The organism is Caulobacter sp. 17J65-9, assembly GCF_010975005.1.
Lineage (GTDB): Bacteria > Pseudomonadota > Alphaproteobacteria > Caulobacterales > Caulobacteraceae > 17J80-11.
Genome location: NZ_JAAIVC010000067.1, coordinates 1 through 17181, shown reverse-complemented (window position 1 = coordinate 17181; position 17181 = coordinate 1). Strand labels below are relative to the sequence as shown.

Here is a 17181-nt window from a genome sequence, read left to right as displayed (position 1 = left end):
CCTCCGAAGCCCGCGAGAAGCGCGCCGGGGCCGAGGCCCGCGACGAGGCCGCCGGCACGCGCCTGGCCGAGGTCGAGACCCACGTGCGCGAGACCGTGCACATGTCGCCCGAGGAGCTGGGCAAGAAGCTCAAGGAAGAGGCCATCGCCCAGCCGGCCGACGCCGCCGGCGCGGAGTCCCTGCTCTACGGCCTGGAGCGCGAGCGCGAGGCGCTCGGCGCCGTCAACCTGCGGGCCGAGGAAGAGGCCAACGAGTACCAGCAGCGCCTGAACTCGATGCGCTCGGAACGCGCCGACCTGACGACCGCCATCGCCAAGCTGCGCGACGGCATCGACGAGCTGAACGCCGAGGGCCGCGAGCGCCTGCTGGCCGCCTTCGAGGTCATCAACGGCCACTTCCAGACCCTCTTCCAGGCCCTGTTCGGCGGCGGTCAGGCGGAGCTGCGCCTGGTCGAGTCGGAAGACCCGCTGGAGGCCGGCCTGGAGATCTACGCCTGCCCGCCGGGCAAGCGGCTGGCGACCATGAGCCTGATGTCGGGCGGCGAGCAGGCCCTGACCGCCGCGGCCCTGATCTTCGGCGTGTTCCTGGCCAACCCGGCCCCGATCTGCGTGCTGGACGAAGTCGACGCGCCGCTGGACGACGCCAACGTCGACCGCTTCTGCCGGATGCTGGCCGAGATGCGCGCGCGCACCAACACCCGCTTCGTGGCCATCACCCACAACCCGGTGACCATGGCCCGCATGGACCGCCTGTTCGGCGTCACCATGGCCGAGCGCGGCGTCTCCCAGCTGGTCTCCGTCGACCTGAGCACCGCCGAGGAGATGGTGGCGGCGCAGTAGGGCGCGGCTTTTCAGCTCGTCGGGCAGACCGATGCGCGGACGGCGGCGACGCCCTGCGCGACCTTCTTGTCCTCCGGCCAGTCGTTCGGTCTGGGCAGCAGGCCTGTCGCCTCATCGAGCATGCGGCAGGCCCCGTCCCGATCGCCCTGGGCCGCCGAGATCTGCGCCTTTTCCAAGAGCAGGGCCGCACGCTCCGAGCTGAAGGAGGACGGGCCGACGGAGCGACGCTCGCCCGACACGCCGTAGGCCAGGGCCTTACCGGCCAGCTCCACCGCCTCGCCCGCGCCCGCAAGATCGCCCTGCATGCGGCGCGCGGAGGCCAGGCGCGTATAGGCGCGTCCCAGGTCGGCGACGCGCGACGGATCCTCGGCGAAGATGTTCGCCTCCGCCTCGTAGAGCCGCGCGGCGAAGCCCGCCTCATCGACGACGAGCAGGGCGTCGGCCGTGCGTTCGAGACGCTTCGCGGCCGGGCGGGCGGTGGCGTCACCGCTGAACCGGCGGCTCGCGATCTGGCCCGCAATCCCGCTTCCGGGCGCGGCGAACTTCTGCCCCGCGAACAGGGCGACGCCGGCCTCCGCGGCCTTCACCGTTTGCGCCCGGTCACCCTTCGCGGCGGCCGATTCGGTCAGCCCCGTATAGGCCTCCGACAGCAGGTCCTCGACGCCGGTGAGCTCGGTTTCCCAGCCGAACGGCCGCTTGCGCCGCAGCTCCTCGGCGCGGGCGGCCAGCAGGGCCGTCGCTTCCGCGTAGGCGCCGACCGCCTTGTCGCCCTCGCCCCGGTTGCGTCGGCGCTCGCCCAGTTCGCTGAGGGCCTGCGCGAGGTCCACCTCGGGCGTTTCCCAACTCTGACGCGGTTGCGTCAGCCGCAGCCGGCCGTTGCGCGCGGCCCCTTCCAGCAGCGCTAGCTGGGTCGGCGAGCCGTAACCGAAGATCATGCTGCCGGCGGCGCCCCACTCGTAGGCGTCCATCAACAGAGCCGGGTCGGAGAGCTCGGCGCGCACGCGGCGCATCTCGACCAGCGCGCCCGCCTCGTCGCCTCGAGCCACCAGCACCATGGCGAGATCGCGCCGGGCGTTCTCCAGCGCCCCCGAATTGGCGGCGATCTCCACTTGGCGCTGCGCCGCCTGGCGGGCCCCGTCGAGGTCGCCGTCGGCCGCGAAGGTGCGGACCAGGAACTGCAGCGCCTCGCGCGGCGAGGCGGCGCAGGTCACGCCCAGGCGCTCGATCGTGTTCTCGCGCAGCCCTTCCGGCCCCGGCAGCCGGCGCGCCTCGGTCGCCCGGTCGGCGATCCAGAGCCGATAGAAGTAGTCGACCCGGCCGTAACGATCGGCGCCGACGAAGTCCTGCCCACGCAACCGCTCGGTCAGCTCGAGACACGTCGGGTCGGCCGTCTGCGCGACGGCGGAGGATCCAACCGCCAACCACACGCCCGCCGCCGCCACCGCGGCCGTCAGCCTGATTCTCATCGCTTCGCCCTTCCCCGACGAGGACTTTGCGTCAAGGCCACGCTTCCAGTCGACCCCGGAGCGCACATCCACGGCCCGCACGCTTGAGTCGCGGCGCCGGACAACACGTCGCGGGCGCGATTTTTGTCGTGAAATCATGACGTTACCGCAGCGCAACCGCGCCTTGACGTAGAAGGGCGCCCCCTATAGGTTCCGCCGCGTTCGAAGACGGCCGCTTCGCCACCCGGCGGAACGGCCGGTTTTCTGTTGTCGCCATGCCGAAGCGCCCTTCTGACGAGGAAGCGCTCAAGCAACTCGGGGAACGCCTCGAGACGCTTGAAGCGCGGACCCAGCGCAAGCCGAAGCGCTACGGCGAGGACGTGACGAGCGTCGGTTACCAGATGGTGGCCGAGCTCATCGGCGGCCTCTTGTGCGGCCTGGGCCTTGGCTGGCTCCTGGACCGGTACGCCGGCGTCGCCCCGTGGGGGATGATCGCCGGAACGCTGCTGGGCACCGGGATCGGCGTCTATCTCGTCGTGCAAACGGCGAGCCGGATGAGCGCCAAGGCGACGGAAGAACACGGGATCGCTCCGTCGGTCCCCTTCGACGACGAGGACGAGGACGACGCGGCGCGCTGAGTTCGGCGCGCCCGTGCTTTAATAGAGAGGGTCGTCGGCCATGGCCGATCCGATGCACCAGTTCCAGATCCAGACCGTCGTGCCGGGGCCGACCGTCGACGTTCTGGGCGTTCCGGTCAATCTGTCGATCACCAACTCGACCCTGGCGACCATGATCGCCGCCGTCCTCGTTCTGGGCGTTTTCGGCGCCGCCTCCATGCGCGCCAAGGTCGTCCCGGGCCGCCTGCAGGTGGTCGGCGAAGGCCTGTTCGGCCTGATCGACAACCTGGCGGAGTCGATCATCGGCCACGACGGCCGCAAGTACTTCCCGTTCGTGTTCAGCCTGTTCCTGCTGATCCTCGGCATGAACATGGTCGGCATGTTCCTCGGCTTCACGGCGACCTCGCAGCTGGCGGTGACCGGCACGCTCGGCCTGCTGACCATCCTGGTGGTGATCGGCGTGGGCTTCGCGAGGAACGGCCTGGGCTTCTTCAAGCTGTTCGTCCCCTCGGGCGTCCCGATCGCGATGCTGCCGCTGATCGTGCCCATCGAATTCCTCTCCTTCCTGATCCGTCCGGTCACCCTCGCCCTCCGTCTTTTCGGAAACATGCTGGGCGGCCACGTGGTCCTGAAGATCTTCGCCGGCTTCATCATCTCGCTGGGCGCGTTCGGCCTGGTCGGCTGGGCGGGCGCGGCGCTGGCCCTGAGCTCGGTGGTCGCCCTGACCGCCCTCGAGTTCATGGTCGCCTTCCTGCAGGCCTTCGTCTTCGCGGTGCTGGCCTGCGTCTACCTCAACGACGTCGTCAACCTGCACTCGCACTGACGGTCGGACCAAACCTCACACCATCGCAAATCCTAGGGGAGTTAAATCGATGGAAGCTGCTGCCGCTAAGTACATCGGCGCGGGCCTGGCCATGCTGGGCATGATCGGCGCCGGCATCGGCCTGGGCGTCATGTTCGGCAACTACTTCGCCGGCGCCCTGCGCAACCCGTCGGCCGCCGCCGGCGAGCGCCCGATGCTGTTCCTGGGCATGGCCCTGACGGAAGCGCTGGGCATCTTCGCCCTCGTCGTCGCCTTCCTGATCCTGTTCGGTTAATCCGCGCAGTCGCTTTGTCGGGGACGGTGCGGGCGCCAATCTGGCGACCCCGCGCCGTCCTCGTCGCTTTTCCAGGGAGCTTCGTCCCCCATGGCCACAGCGCCTGAAGCCCTCGCGCCGGAAGCGGCGCAAGACGTGCACGAGACCGTCGGTCACGCCGAGGCCGAAGGCCACGGCGGCGGCGGGCTGCCGCAGCTGCAGTTCGAGCACTGGGCCGGCCAGATCGTCTGGCTGCTGCTGATCTTCGCGATCGTCTACTTCGCCCTGGCGAAGCTGTTCGTGCCGAAGATGCGCGGCGCCATCGACGCCCGCGGCTCCAAGATCGCCGAAGACCTCGCCAACGCCCGCGCGCTCCGCGACGAGGCGGAGGCCCAGGCCAAGGCCGCCGCGGCCGAAATGGCCGAGGCCCGCGGCCGCGCCCAGCGCACCGCCGCCGACGCCAAGGCTCGCGCCGCGGCCGAATCGGCCAAGCGCCAGGCCGCCGAAGAAGCCGTCCTGAACGAGCGTCTGGAGCAGGCTGAGACCCGCATCCGCGCCGCTCGCGACAAGGCCATGAAGAACGTGCGCACCATCGCCGGCGACACCGCCGCCGCGATCACCGAGAAGCTGACCGGCGAAGCCCCCACCCGCGAGGACGTGGACGCGGCGCTGGGCCAGGCCGCGGCCTAAGAGGGACCGATCCTATGGAACTGTTCTCCGAAGCCGAATTCTGGGTTGGCGTCGGCCTGCTGGTGTTCTTCGGCCTGCTGGTCTTCCTGAAGGTGCCCCAGAAGCTGCTGGGCGCGCTGGACGGCAAGGCCGCCTCGATCCAGGACGAACTCGACCAGGCCGTGCGCATCCGCCAGGAAGCCGAGGCCCTGCTGACCTCACTGAAGGCCCAGCGCGTCGAAGCCGAGGCTCAGGCCAAGGCCATGCTCGCCGAAGCCGAAACCGAAGCGAAGCGGCTTGAAGCCGACGCCAAGGCCAAGCTGGACGAGCAGCTGACCCGTCGCGCCGCGATGGCCGAGCGTCGCATCGCTCTGGCCGAGCAGCAGGCGGCGGCCGACGTCAAGGCCGCGGCCGCCGACCTCGCCGCCGAAGCGGCGGAGGCTCTGCTGTCCAAGCGGCTGAAGGGCAAGCGCTCCGACCCGCTGGTCGACGGCGCGGTGGAGCAACTCGCCTCCAAGCTCGCTTAATCTTCACACGCCTCAGTGCGTGTAATGCGTGTACCTGAGAGCCCCGCGGGCGTCGTCCGTGGGGCTCTTTGCATGCCAGTGCCCCTTCAGCATGGCGTAGACCGAGCCCAGGACCGCGCCGTAGACCACGTGCAGCGCCAGGTTCACCACCGGCGCCCAGAAGCCGAAGCCGATCCCGAAGAAGCCGGCAGGCGTGAGCGGCAGCACGATCAGCTGCATCACCAGCCATAGCGCCACCGCGAACAGCACGCCTTTGGTGATTGCGGTCGCGCCCGGGATCTTCAGGGCCAGAAGGCCGAACAGCCCGCCCCATATCACCGAACCGATGAACAGGTGGACGGCCCACCCGACCGCCGCCGGCGCGTGGATGAAACCGCTGAGCAGGGCTATCAGGTCGATCTTGGGGAACAGGCCGAGCAGGTCTTTGAGGACCATCAGGGCCGAGAGCGCCAGGGTCGCGACGAAGCCCGCCGCCACGCCCTTGCCAATGTCGCCTTTCATTGCAAGTCGCCTCTGTTTGAGGACCCCCGACCTGCGCGAGACGGACTGTACGCCAAAAGCCCCCGCGGTAGAACCGCGGGGGCCGGTCGGCTGGATTAAGGATTCTTCAGGCGGGCTAAAGGCTTAGCTGCGGGTGCGCTCGGCCCGGCGGCGGCGCTTCCAGCGCACCACCCGACGGCGCGTGCGGGCCAGGAAGCGCGCGTCGCGGTTCAGCAGCAGGCGCTCGGTGCGCAGGGTCTGCTGCCACATCACCGGGGCGACCTCCGGTTCGCGGCGCATCAGGCGTCGGATCGGATAGACCCAGTTCGGGCGGGCGTGCTGCAGCTTGATGAACTTGCGCTTCGCCCAGATCGAATTGCGCAGGATCAGCATCATGCCGACCACCGCGATCGGCAGGCCGAACGGGCCGGGCAGCGGCGCGATGGCGAAGCCGAGCACCATGATCCCCGCGCCCAGCAGCATGACCAGGAAACGCATCAGGCGGCGCAAGCCTTCCGCCAGCGTGTCGTGACGCTCGCGCTCTCGCCCGTTGTCGCTGATGAGGCCGAACGTCATCGCCTGCAGCAAGCTCGTCTCCGAAGGTCGGTCAGGCCCCCAGAACGCCCGAGCGGCCGCGAGGTGGCGCCCCGCATATGTGGAACGCCATGCGCCCAGGGAAGGTGCACGCCGCCCAGTTACGAAGATTTCACGGGCGGGATTGTGGCCGGCGGCGGGTGATTTCGAGGACGCCGCTCCCGCCGCCTGGAGCCGCGCCGTCGTTCGAACGCCTGGAGCACGCATCGCTCAGTCTCCGTCACACCGACGGTGGACGCCGGCTTTCCCGAGAGATGGAAGCCGCTGAACCCCGCCACCAGACGCCCGGTTCCGCCTTCAGCGTTCCGCCCGTGGAACGCCGGCCGGCCCCTCACGCAAACGCGAGGCGGCAGCGCCGGGAAAGGCGTCTCGGCGCTAGGAACCCGGGAGCGATCAAGGGGTTCGCTTAGATGTCCCCATCACTATGACCCACACGCAAGGTCGGCCTCGATGTCCGCCAAGGACGATCCCGGCGAACTGATCCTGCCCCTCGTGGAAGAGCGCGTGGTGGTGTCCAAACGCCCGGTGGAGACCGGGCGGGTGCGTGTGCGCACGCGCGTGCGGACGCGCGACGTGAACATCGAAGCGGATCTGGCGCGCGAGGACGTCGAAGTCGAACGGGTGCCCGTCGACCGCGACGTCGATCAGCCGCCGCAGGTCCGCATGGAAGGCGACGTGCTGGTCGTGCCCGTCGTCGAAGAGGTCGTGGTCGTGGAGAAGCGGCTGCGCCTGAAAGAGGAGATCCGCATCCGCCGCCGCCGGCGCGTCGAGCACACGCTCACCCCCGTGACGCTGCGCCGGACCGAGGCGGAGATCCAACGACGGGGAAAGCCGGACGAGCCGTCCGTCAGTGCTGAGGAGTACCCCATGAACCGAACCGTCACCGCCTTCTTCGACACGCGCCAGCACGCCGAAGAGGCCAAGGCGCGCCTCGCCGCAGCCGGCGTGCGCGCCGAAGAGATCACCATCACCGACCAGAGCATGGCCCGCGGCGACCCCGGCCATCACCACAGCTTCTTCGGGACGCTGAAGGACTTCTTTGTGCCCGAGGCTGACCGCCAGACCTATGCGGAGGGCCTGCGCCGCGGCGGGGCCTTGCTCAGCGCGCAGGTCGACGACGCGCGCGCCGACAACGCCATCCAGGCGCTGGAGGACACCCGCGCGGTCGACATCGACAAGCGGCGCGCGGAGTGGATGAAGGCCGGCTGGAAGGGCCGCGACGAACTTAAGGCCGGCGAGGAGCGGGCCATTCCGATCGTCGAGGAGCGTCTGGTCGTCGGCAAGCGCGAGGTCGAGCGCGGCCACGCGCGCGTGCGCTCCTACATCGTCACCACCCCGGTGCGCGAACACGTGGATCTGCGCGAGGAACGCGTCCGTCTCGAACGGCGCGCGGCCGACCGTCCGGCCGGCGAGGAGCTGTTCCGCGAGCGCGAGATCGAGGCCCGCGAGATGGGCGAAGAGGCCGTCGTCGGCAAGGAAGCCCGGGTGCGCGAGGAACTGATCCTCCGCAAGGAAGCCGAGATGCGCGGCGAGGACATCGACGACAGCGTCCGCCACACCGAGGTCGACGTCGAGGACGACTTCGGCCTGCGCGAGCGGTCCACCTTCCGCGCCGAGGAAGGCCTGGAGCGTCGCGAAGAAACCGACGCCGAGCGCCGCCGTCGCCAGCGCGAGGACCGGATCACGCCGGACGCGCCGCGTCCGCGCCGCTGAGCTGAGCGCAAACTGAAAAGGGGCCGCCCTTCGGCGGCCCCTTCCCTATTTTCCGGCGTGAACCGAAAGCCTTACTCGGCGGCCAGGTTGGCCCCCGGCTCGGAGGTCCAGCGCAGCTTCGGCTGGCGGGCCGCGCGGGTCTCGTCCAGGCGACGCAGCGGGGCGTAGAACGGCGCGCCCTTGAAGCGTTCCGTGTCGCCGCCCTTGGCCGCGCCGGCGAGCGCCAGCAGGGCGTCGCAGAAGCGGTCCAGCTCGAACTTGGACTCGGTCTCGGTCGGCTCGATCAGCATCGCGCCGTGGACGACCAGCGGGAAGTACATGGTCATCGGGTGGAAGCCCTCGTCGATCATCGCCTTGGCGAAGTCGAGCGTGGTCACCCCGGTGCCTTCCAGCCAGCTGTCGTCGAACAGGGCTTCGTGCATGCACGGGCCTTCCGGGAAGGCCGGGCTCATGACGCCCTGCAGGCGGGCCTTGATGTAGTTGGCGTTGAGGACGGCGTCCTCGGCCACCTGCTTCAGGCCGTCCGAACCGTGGCTCATCATGTAGCTGAGCGCGCGGACGTACATGCCCATTTGGCCGTGGAAGGCGCACATGCGGCCGAAGGCGTCAGCCGCTTCGGCTTCTTCGAACTCGACCAGCTTGTAGCCGTCCGAACCCGACACCACCCACGGCGCCGGCGCAAAGGGCGCCAGAGCCTCGGACAGCACCACCGGACCCGCGCCCGGACCGCCCCCGCCGTGCGGCGTGGAGAAGGTCTTGTGCAGGTTGATGTGCATGGCGTCGACGCCCAGGTCGCCCGGGCGCACCCGGCCGACGATGGCGTTGAAGTTGGCGCCGTCGCAGTAGAAGTACGCGCCCGCGGCGTGAGCCAGGCGCGAGATCTCCATGATGTCGCGCTCGAACAGGCCGCAGGTGTTCGGGTTGGTCACCATGATGGCGGCCACGTCCGGCCCCAGCTTGGCTTCCAGGTCCTTCAGGTCGACGCGGCCGTCCTCGGTCTGGGCGATCTCGCGCACCGAATAGCCCACGAAGGCGGCGGTGGCGGGGTTGGTGCCGTGGGCCGAGGTCGGGCACAGCACGACGCGGCGGGCGTGGTCGCCCTTGGCGTCGTGGGCGGCGTGGATGGCCAAGAGGCCGCACAGCTCGCCGTTGGCGCCGGCCTTCGGCGACAGGGCCACCGCCGGCATACCGGTCAGGGTCTTCAGCCAGTGGGCCAGGCGGTCCATCAGCTCGATCGCGCCCTGCACGGTCGACTGCGGCTGCAGCGGGTGCACGTCCGAGAAGCCCGGCAGGCGGGCCATCTTCTCGTTCAGGCGCGGGTTGTGCTTCATGGTGCACGAGCCCAGCGGATACAGCGCCAGGTCGATGGCGTGGTTCTTCTGGCTCAGGCGCACATAGTGGCGCATGGCCTCCGGCTCCGACAGGCCCGGCAGGCCGATCGGGTCCTTGCGGACCAGGTCGCCCAGGTCCGAGGCGTCCAGCGCCGGTTGGGGCATGTCCACGCCCGTCTTGTCCCAGCCGCCCAGTTCGAAGATCAGCGCTTCGTCCTGCAGCAGGCCTCGGCCGCCCGTGAGGGTGGCGGGACGGGTCTCGGTGGTGGAACCTTCAGGCCGCGTGGGGCGGCCGACATTGACCATGCTCACGACAGCACCTCGGCCAGCTTGGACTTGAATTCGTTGATGTCGGCGTCGGTCGTGACCTCGGTGGCCGTGACCAGCAGCACGTCGTCCAGACCCGCCTTCGGGTCGAGGCGCGAGAACGGAACCCCGCCCAGCACGCCCTTCTTCGCCAGGGCCTCGACCACGCCGGCGGCGGGCTTGGGCAGGCGAACCGCGAACTCGTTGAAGAAGCGCGGGGTCAGCACCTCGACGCCCTTCACCGAGGACAGGGCGTCCTTCAGCTTGCGGGCGTTGGCGTGGTTGATCGCCGCCACCTGCCGCAGGCCCTTCTCGCCGAGGAGGGACATGTGGATGGTGAAGGCCAGCGAGCAGAGCCCTGAGTTGGTGCAGATGTTCGAGGTCGCCTTGTCGCGGCGGATGTGCTGCTCGCGGGTCGAGAGCGTCAGCACGAAGCCGCGGCGGCCCTCGGCGTCGACGGTCTCACCGCAGAGGCGGCCCGGCATCTGGCGGGTCAGCTTCTCCTTGGCGGCGAACAGGCCGACGTAGGGACCGCCGAAGTTCAGGGCGTTGCCGATCGACTGGCCTTCGGCCGCGACGATGTCGGCGCCCATGGAGCCCGGGTCCTTCAGCAGGCCCAGCGACATCACCTCGGTGACGACCACGATCACCAGCGCGCCGGCGGCGTGGGCCGCTTCGGCGATCTTGGTCACGTCGGTGGCGGTGCCGAACACGTTCGGGGTCTGGACGACCACGCAGGCGGTGTCGGCGTCGATGGCGGCGATCACGTCGGCCTCGGCGTCGACCTTGGCGCCCAGGGTGACGGTCTCGATACCCACGGCGTGCGCCAGGGTCTCGGTGGTGCCGACGTAGTGCGGGTGCAGGCCCGGCGACAGCACCGCCTTCTTGCGGCGGGTGACGCGGGCGGCCATCAGCACGGCTTCGCCGGTGGCGGTCGAGCCGTCGTACATGGAGGCGTTGGCCACATCCATGCCGGTCAGGTTGGCGACCTGGGTCTGGAACTCGAACAGGACCTGCAGCGTGCCCTGCGCGATTTCCGGCTGGTAGGGCGTGTAGCTGGTCAGGAATTCCGACCGCTGGATGATGTGGTCCACGGTGGCCGGCACGTGGTGCTTGTAGGCGCCGGCGCCGCAGAAGAACGGCACGGAGCCCGCGGCGGTGTTCTTGGCGGCCAGGGCGGCGAGCTCGCGCTCGACTTCCAGTTCGCCGGCGTGGGCCGGCAGGTCGACCGTGCCCGAACGACGCGCCGCGGCCGGCACGTCGACGAACAGGTCGTCGATCGACTTGGCGCCGATCACGTCGAGCATCTGGGCCCGATCGTCGGCGCTGAGGGGGAGGTAACGCATGGGGAGGTCCCTGAAACGCCGTCGTCCCCGCCCCGCCTCAGGCCTCGCGCGATCGCGCGGGGCTCCGAGGCGGGACGAGGACGGACGGGTCTGGAATTAGAGCGAGGCCAGGTAGGCGTCGTAGGCGGCGCGGTCCATCAGCGCGTCCACGTCGGCGACATTGGCGACGCGGATCTTGGCGAACCAGCCCGAGCCTTCCGGATCGGCGTTGACGGTTTCCGGGGCGGCCGACAGGGCGGCGTTGCCCTCGACCACTTCACCGGCCACCGGGGCGTAGACGTCCGAAGCCGCCTTCACGCTCTCGACGACGGCGAAGCTGTCGCCCTTCGACAGGGCCTTGCCGGCGTCCGGCACTTCCACGAACACCACGTCGCCCAGGGCGTCGGCGGCGTACTTGGTGATGCCCACGGTCGCCACGTCGCCGTCGACGGAGACCCACTCGTGATCCTTGGTGAAACGCATGATTGAGACCCCTCAGGCCGTGGCGGTTTTGCGGAAGTAGCGTTGAGCGACGAAAGGCGTGGCGACCACTTCGGCCGCCTGCGACTTGCCGCGCACGATGACGTTCAGGCGGGTGCCGAGCGCCGACAGCGACGGCGGCACGTAGCCCATGGCGATGTTGCGGCCCAGCGTCGGCGACGGGCCGCCGCTGGTGACCTTGCCGACGACCTTGCCGTCGGCGTCGGCGATCTCGGCGCCTTCGCGGGCCGGCGCGCCTTCCAGCACGGACAGGCCGACGCGGACGCGCGAAGCGGCGCCCCCCAGCTCGGCCATGATGCGCTCGGCGCCCTTGAAGTCGCGGGCCTCCTTGCGGCGCTTGGACAGGGCGAAGGTCAGGGCGGCCTCGACCGGCGAGGTGGTCTCGTCGGCGTCGTGGCCGTACAGCGGCAGGCCGGCTTCCAGGCGCAGGCTGTCGCGCGCGCCCAGGCCGATGGCCTTCACGCGGGCGTCGGCCAGCAGGGCGTTCCAGGCGGCCTCGGCCTTGTCGGCCGGGATGGAGATCTCGTAGCCGTCTTCGCCGGTGTAGCCCGAGCGCGAGACGAAGCACTTGGCGCCGAACAGGTCGAACACGCCGCATTCCATGAAGCCCAGCTCGGCCAGCTTCGGCTCGTGCTTGACCATGACGTCCACGGCCTCGGGGCCCTGGATGGCCAGCAGGGCGCGGTCTTCCAGGCGCTCCAGGGTGGCTTCGGCGCCCAGCTCGCTTTCGATCAGGGCGAAGTCGGCGTCCTTGCAGGCGGCGTTGACCACCACGTAGAGGCCGTCGCCGTCCGGGCGGCCGGCCATCAGGTCGTCGAGCATGCCGCCTTCCGGCGACAGCAGCACGGAGTAGCGCTGCTTGCCTTCCTTCAGGCCGATGTAGTCGCCGGGCACCAGCTTCTCGAAGCTGGCCAGCGGGGCGGCGCCGCGCAGCTTGGCCTGGCCCATGTGCGAGACGTCGAACAGGCCGGCGTGCTCGCGGGTCCAGCGGTGCTCGGCCAGCACGCCCTCGTACTGCACCGGCATCTCGTAGCCGGCGAACGGCACCATGCGCGCGCCCAGCGCCACGTGGGCGGCGTAGAGCGGCGTGCGTTTCATTGTTGCTTCGGTCATCGGCCCTTCCAGTAGACGCGCGGACGGTCCTCGCCCGTCGATACGCCCCCGCTGTCCTGACGGCCTGAGAGATTCCGAGCGACGGGTCGCCCTTGCTCCTTCGGCGAGGCCGCTTGCACGGCCTGCTTTCCAGCGTGTCTACCGGCCCCCGCGGTCCTTTGGGCCTGAGCGTTTCCGGGGCGGTTGCGCCTTCGGCGTCGACCCTCCGAAGACGGCCGAACTCTCCCGCGGGAGTCGGCGCGGAAACTGTGCGAGGCCCCCTTGGGAGTCAAGCGCGACGCAGGCGCGCGAAGCTTGGCGGGAACAAAGCTCAGCCGTCAGGCGTTCAAGCGCCACGGGTCGGGGCGTTTTTCCCAAGTGCAATCTCTGGGGGGAGGATCCCATGCGCAGGTCGCTTTGTGCGTGCGTGGCTTTGAGCGCCATGGCCCTGGCGGCCGCGGCGCAGGCCAAGGTGGGCGAGCCGGTCGGCTTCGTCGACATAGGCTACAGCGAGACCGACTTCGACACCGACGTCGCTAATCTGAACACCGACACCTTCAGCATCGGCGGCTCGGCCGCGGTCGCCGGCGACGGCGTCTACGGCGACGCGAACTGGGGCGCGCAGGGCGACGCCCGGATCGGCTGGACCGAGGTCAGCGACGACTCCGACATGACCACGGAGTTCGGCGGCCACGTGTACAGCCGCTCCCAGAGCGGCCTGCTGGGCGCCTTCGCCGGCTACGCCTCGACCGATCTCAGTTTCGGCAGCGCCAACGGCTGGACGGCCGGGGTCGAGGGGCTGAACTACTTCGGCTACACCAGCGTCTACGGGTCGTTCGGCTACGTGAAGATCGACGACACGAAGTCGGACGGCTGGGGCGGCTCGGTCGAGCTGCGCTACTTCCTTGAGCCGAACCTGCGCTTCGACCTCAACGCTTCCGCCCTCAACGGCCACATCTTCGACGAGAACGGCACCGTCTGGACGCTGGGCTTCGGGGCCGAGTTCCAGATGCCCGACATGCCGATCAGCGGCTTCGCGCAATTCCAGCACGAAGAGTTCGACAACGACATCAACGACTTCTCGGGCAGCACCGTGTCGATCGGGCTGCGCTGGAACTTCCAGCAGAACCTGCTGGCGCGCGACCGCAACGGTCCGTCCCTGCCCAACGCCGCCCGCCTCGTGCACACGCTGAGCGGCGTGTGAGGCTCATGCAAAATCTGCCGGACGACATCCGATCCTGGTGATCGGATGTCGTCCGGGGCCAGCCCGGCTGGCCCGCGGTCAGCCGGCCGCGGTGCGGATCAGGCGCGAGTAGAAGGTGACCATCTCGCCCAGCGCCTTCACGCTCACCCGCTCGTTGGTGCCGTGGACCATCTTCTCCTCTTCGGGAGACAGGATGACCGGCGTGAACAGGTAGGTGTCGGTCGCGATCGGGCGGAAGAACCAGGAATCGGTGCCCGCCCGCATCAGGCCCGGCGCGACCGTCGCTCCAGAGGTGTCGGCCACCAGCGTCGACAGGATCTTCCACGGGTCGGAGGTGGTGGACGACACCGCCGTCGCCTCGAACGGCGGCTTTTCCCAGCTCAGCTCGACCGGCAGGTCGGCCACCGCCGCCTTGGAGCGGGCCATGACCTTGTCGGAGGTGTCGCCCGGGGCCAGGCGGAAGTTGATCCGCGCGATGGCCTTCTGGGGCAGCACGTTCTCCTTCGGCGCACCCTCCAGCATGGTCGGCGCGATGGTGGTGTGCAGGGTCGCGGCGGCGGCCGGGCTCTTCTCCAGCTTGCGGGCCATGAACGGCTCGAACAGCCACAGGTTGGCCAGCATCACCCGGTCCTGGAACGAGGCCTGCGGGACCAGCGCCTGGTAGCCTTGGCTGACCGCGCCGTCGATGCGGGTCGGATACGGCCGCTCGGCGATGCGGGTCACCGCCTTGGCCAGGCTGACCACCGCGGTCTCGCGCGGCGGAGCCGAGGAGTGGCCGCCTTCGGCCTCCGCGGTCACGCGCAGGGTGGCGTAGCCCTTCTCGGCGACCAGGATGCGGGCCACCGCCTTGCCGGTCAGCGGGTCCTTGGTGGTGCCGCTGAAGCCTTCGTCCAGCACGAACCAGGCCTTCACGCCGCGCTGCTTGAGCAGGTCGGCGGCGACCTTGGCCCCGCCCGCACGGGTCTCCTCGTCGGCGCCGGACACCAGGTAGATGGTGCGCTTGGGGGCGTAGCCCTGGGCGGCCAGCGTCTCCATGGCCTCGAACAGGGCGATCAGCGAGCCCTTGTCGTCGACCGCGCCGCGGCCCCAGACGTAGCCGTCGGCCAGCTCGCCGCCGAACGGCGCGTGCTTCCAGTCCTTTTCCGAACCGGCGGTGATCGGCACCACGTCCTGGTGGGCCATCAGGATGATCGGCTCCAGCTTCGGATCGGAGCCGGGCCAGCTGTAGACCAGGGTGCGGTTGCCCACGATCTCGCGGGTCATGGCCTTGTGGGCGGCCGGATAGCTGGTCTCAAGCCACGCGTGCAGCTTGTCCCACTCTTCCCAGCGGTTGTCGGCGGGGTTCTGGTTGTTGACCGTCTGGAAGCGGATCGATTCCCCCAGACGGCGCGCCGCCGCCTCGGCGTCGACCGCCACGGCCGGGGCCAGCGGCACGGCCTGGGCGCTCGCCGGCGCTTCGAAGGTGGCCGTGCGCCAGGCGACCACGCCCCCGCCCAGAACCACCGCACCCAAAGCCGCGAACGCGACGCTCCGCATCAAGCCCTTCATTGTCCCCTCCCCGATGGTGACAATGCGAAGCTTAGTGTGACCCCCAGCAATTCCACAACGGTGTAGAACGGCGCGCATGTTCGCGCCCGCCGCCTTCGCCGAAACCGACCCCGACCAGATCGCCGCCGTCATCGGCCGCGCGCGGCTGGGTTTGCTGGTCACCCACGGCCCGGGCGGCCTGATCGCCACCCACCTGCCCTTCGTGTTCGACCGCCAGCGCAACGTGCTGGTGGGGCATGTAGCGCGGGCCAATCCGCAGCAGGCGGCGAGCGGCGACGGCGAGGCGCTGGCGGTGTTCACGGGCGCCGACGGCTACGTCTCGCCCGACTTCTATCCGTCAAAGGCGGAGCACGGCCGCCAGGTGCCGACCTGGAACTACGAAGCGGCGCACGTTCACGGGCGGCTCAGCTGGTTCGACGACCGCGCGCGCCTGCTGGACCTACTGGAGCGCCTGACCGACCTGCACGAAGCCGGCCGCCCCACGCCCTGGCGCGTGAGCGACGCCCCGGCCGACTATCTCGAGCGGCTGCTGAGCGGCATCGTCGGCGTGGAGCTGGCGATCACCCGGGTCGAGGCCCAGCGCAAGCTGTCGCAGAACAAGCCGCTGAACGACCGCCTGGGCGTGATCGCCGGCCTGGCCGCGTCGGAGGATCCGCGCGACCGCATGACGGCGGAGCTGATGCAGGAGCGTGAGGCCTAGCGCCCCTCCCCCTTCACCTCGATCCGACGCCGGCTCTCGGGCGTTCCGCCGCGCTTGGGCAGGGTCACGCGCAGCACGCCGTGGCGGCAGCTGGCCTGGATGTTTCCGGCGTCCACGTCGCGCGGCAGCTGGAACATGCGCTCGAAGCGGCCGAAGCGGCGCTCGCTGACGTGCCAGGCGCCCTCGCCCTCGTCACGCTCCTCGGACTTGGCGCCGCGCACGGTCAGCATGTCGCCGTCCACGCTCAGCTCGACGTCCTCCGGCTTCAGGCCGGGCAGCTCGACCGCCAGCGTGTAGGCGCGGTCGGTCTCGCGCAGGTCGGCGGTCGGAAAGCCCAGGCCGCCGGCGCCGCGGAAGCCGGCCGGCGTCATGGCGCCGCCAGTCCAGCCCTGGCGCCACAGGTCGTCGAACCAGCGGGTCATCTCCGACTGCATCAGGGCCAGCGGGTGCATGGACTGACGCCACATCTCGGCGCCGCGGTCGACCGCGCGCCGGCCGCTCTGGGCCAGGTCGCGGCCGCCCTGGAAGCTGCGGTCCTCTGGGGAGCGGCCGCCCTCGACGCGGCCAGGCTCGCGCGACGGCAGGCCCTGGGTTTCGGGGCGGCGGGGATCGGGGTCGGCCAAGGCGGCCTCCTGCGACAGCTCGACGGAAAAATGAAAGGCGGGCGGGGTCTGACCCCGCCCGCCTCGCAAATCGTCGATCCCGACCGGTTGTTCCCCGGCCCGGCGGTTCAGCGCTTGCCGGTCAGCATGCTCAGCAGCTGCGAGAAGAAGCCGCCGGACTTCTTCGACTTGCCGTATTCGCGCGGCGCGTCGAGCTTGGCGGCGGGCGCCGGCTCGGGCTTCGCTTCGACCTTGGCGGCCTCGACCGGCTTCGGAGCTTCGACCGGCTTCGGAGCCTCGACCGGCTTGGCCGCTTCGACCTTGGCCTCGACCTTGGCGGCTTCGACCTTCGCGGCCTCGACCTTCGGGGCTTCGGCGATCACCGCCTCGACCTTGGGGGCCTCGACCGGCTTCGGCGCTTCCACGACGGCGGCCTTGGCGGCCGGCTTCGCAGCGGCGGCCTTCGGCTTGGCGGCGGCCTTCGGAGCCGCGGCCTTGGCCGGAGCAGCCTTGGCGGCGGCGGCCTTGGCCGGCGCCTTCTTGGCGTCGCCGTTGGCGGCGGCCTTGGCGGCCGGCTTCGCAGCGGCGGCCTTCGGCGCAGCCGCCTTGGCC

Annotated in this window: 18 protein-coding genes, 1 pseudogene and 1 riboswitch; of the genes and pseudogenes, 9 read left to right on the top strand and 10 right to left on the bottom strand. The window is 70.1% G+C overall.

All coding sequences use genetic code 11. From position 1 onward, the window contains the following. Nucleotides 1–839: pseudogene (locus G3573_RS11655) on the top strand (chromosome segregation protein SMC); the annotation flags it as partial. 11 nt (nucleotides 840–850) lie between these two features. On the opposite strand, the gene G3573_RS11650 reads toward G3573_RS11655, so the two are convergent. Then, complete coding sequence (locus G3573_RS11650; protein ID WP_163261255.1) at nucleotides 851–2305, bottom strand: hypothetical protein; 1455 nt, start codon at nucleotides 2303–2305, stop codon at nucleotides 851–853. Between the two features lie 254 nt (nucleotides 2306–2559). On the opposite strand from G3573_RS11650, the gene G3573_RS11645 reads away from it, so the two are divergent. The 5 genes from G3573_RS11645 to G3573_RS11625 all read left to right on the top strand — a co-directional run bounded on the left by G3573_RS11645 (nucleotide 2560) and on the right by G3573_RS11625 (nucleotide 5173). Further along, a complete protein-coding gene (locus G3573_RS11645) occupies nucleotides 2560–2922 on the top strand; it encodes an AtpZ/AtpI family protein (RefSeq protein ID WP_163261254.1) in 363 nt (120 codons plus the stop codon). Between the two features lie 40 nt (nucleotides 2923–2962). Next, complete coding sequence (locus G3573_RS11640) at nucleotides 2963–3724, top strand: F0F1 ATP synthase subunit A (protein WP_163261253.1); 762 nt, start codon at nucleotides 2963–2965, stop codon at nucleotides 3722–3724. Between the two features lie 49 nt (nucleotides 3725–3773). Next, complete coding sequence (locus G3573_RS11635) at nucleotides 3774–3998, top strand: F0F1 ATP synthase subunit C (protein ID WP_163261252.1); 225 nt, start codon at nucleotides 3774–3776, stop codon at nucleotides 3996–3998. A gap of 90 nt (nucleotides 3999–4088) precedes the next feature. Beyond that, nucleotides 4089–4667 (top strand): hypothetical protein, encoded by a 579-nt coding sequence (locus G3573_RS11630; protein ID WP_163261251.1) that lies wholly within the window; start codon nucleotides 4089–4091, stop codon nucleotides 4665–4667. A gap of 14 nt (nucleotides 4668–4681) precedes the next feature. Beyond that, nucleotides 4682–5173 (top strand): ATP F0F1 synthase subunit B, encoded by a 492-nt coding sequence (locus G3573_RS11625; RefSeq protein WP_163261250.1) that lies wholly within the window; start codon nucleotides 4682–4684, stop codon nucleotides 5171–5173. Between the two features lie 12 nt (nucleotides 5174–5185). Here the strand turns inward: G3573_RS11625 and G3573_RS11620 are convergent, their stop codons facing one another. Together G3573_RS11620 and G3573_RS11615 are read right to left on the bottom strand one after the other, a co-directional pair. Then, nucleotides 5186–5674 carry a DUF6789 family protein gene (locus G3573_RS11620; protein WP_205598214.1) on the bottom strand — a complete coding sequence of 163 codons (489 nt, stop codon included), beginning with the start codon at nucleotides 5672–5674 and terminating at the stop codon, nucleotides 5186–5188. 123 nt (nucleotides 5675–5797) lie between these two features. Next, nucleotides 5798–6241 (bottom strand): hypothetical protein, encoded by a 444-nt coding sequence (locus G3573_RS11615; RefSeq protein ID WP_240454645.1) that lies wholly within the window; start codon nucleotides 6239–6241, stop codon nucleotides 5798–5800. 456 nt (nucleotides 6242–6697) lie between these two features. On the opposite strand from G3573_RS11615, the gene G3573_RS11605 reads away from it, so the two are divergent. After that, on the top strand, nucleotides 6698–7960 hold the full coding sequence (locus G3573_RS11605) for a DUF2382 domain-containing protein (RefSeq protein WP_205598213.1): 1263 nt from the start codon (nucleotides 6698–6700) through the stop codon (nucleotides 7958–7960). A 71-nt stretch (nucleotides 7961–8031) separates the two neighbouring features. On the opposite strand, the gene gcvPB is transcribed toward G3573_RS11605, so the two are convergent. The 4 genes from gcvPB to gcvT all read right to left on the bottom strand — a co-directional run bounded on the left by gcvPB (nucleotide 8032) and on the right by gcvT (nucleotide 12536). Then, complete coding sequence (gcvPB, locus tag G3573_RS11600; RefSeq protein WP_163261249.1) at nucleotides 8032–9603, bottom strand: aminomethyl-transferring glycine dehydrogenase subunit GcvPB; 1572 nt, start codon at nucleotides 9601–9603, stop codon at nucleotides 8032–8034. Continuing rightward, nucleotides 9600–10943 carry an aminomethyl-transferring glycine dehydrogenase subunit GcvPA gene (gcvPA, locus tag G3573_RS11595; protein WP_163261248.1) on the bottom strand — a complete coding sequence of 448 codons (1344 nt, stop codon included), beginning with the start codon at nucleotides 10941–10943 and terminating at the stop codon, nucleotides 9600–9602. The genes gcvPB and gcvPA overlap by 4 nt, the downstream gene beginning before the upstream one ends. 96 nt (nucleotides 10944–11039) lie before the next feature. Then, nucleotides 11040–11405: a glycine cleavage system protein GcvH gene (gene gcvH, locus G3573_RS11590; protein WP_163261247.1), complete on the bottom strand. Its 366-nt coding sequence runs from the start codon at nucleotides 11403–11405 to the stop codon at nucleotides 11040–11042. Nucleotides 11406–11417: 12 nt separating this feature from the next. Next, nucleotides 11418–12536, bottom strand: coding sequence for a glycine cleavage system aminomethyltransferase GcvT (gcvT, locus tag G3573_RS11585; RefSeq protein ID WP_163261246.1), 1119 nt, complete (start codon nucleotides 12534–12536; stop codon nucleotides 11418–11420). Nucleotides 12537–12677: 141 nt separating this feature from the next. Continuing rightward, nucleotides 12678–12774: riboswitch (glycine riboswitch) on the bottom strand. A 144-nt stretch (nucleotides 12775–12918) separates the two neighbouring features. Here gcvT and G3573_RS11580 point away from each other — a divergent pair. Then, nucleotides 12919–13719, top strand: a complete 801-nt coding sequence (locus G3573_RS11580; protein ID WP_163261245.1) for a hypothetical protein — start codon at nucleotides 12919–12921, stop codon at nucleotides 13717–13719. A gap of 78 nt (nucleotides 13720–13797) precedes the next feature. Here G3573_RS11580 and G3573_RS11575 read toward each other — a convergent pair whose 3' ends face one another. Then, nucleotides 13798–15255, bottom strand: a complete 1458-nt coding sequence (locus G3573_RS11575) for a M20 family peptidase (protein WP_163261244.1) — start codon at nucleotides 15253–15255, stop codon at nucleotides 13798–13800. A gap of 88 nt (nucleotides 15256–15343) precedes the next feature. Here G3573_RS11575 and G3573_RS11570 point away from each other — a divergent pair, with 88 nt between their 5' ends. After that, nucleotides 15344–15967 carry an FMN-binding negative transcriptional regulator gene (locus tag G3573_RS11570; RefSeq protein WP_163261243.1) on the top strand — a complete coding sequence of 208 codons (624 nt, stop codon included), beginning with the start codon at nucleotides 15344–15346 and terminating at the stop codon, nucleotides 15965–15967. Here G3573_RS11570 and G3573_RS11565 read toward each other — a convergent pair. Together G3573_RS11565 and G3573_RS22010 are read right to left on the bottom strand one after the other, a co-directional pair. Next, on the bottom strand, nucleotides 15964–16590 hold the full coding sequence (locus G3573_RS11565) for an Hsp20/alpha crystallin family protein (protein ID WP_163261242.1): 627 nt from the start codon (nucleotides 16588–16590) through the stop codon (nucleotides 15964–15966). The two genes, G3573_RS11570 and G3573_RS11565, sit on opposite strands and share 4 nt — an antisense overlap. Before the next feature lie 107 nt (nucleotides 16591–16697). Beyond that, nucleotides 16698–17181, bottom strand: a 484-nt coding sequence (locus tag G3573_RS22010; protein WP_205598212.1) for a hypothetical protein, incomplete at its 5' end; no start/stop codon positions are given.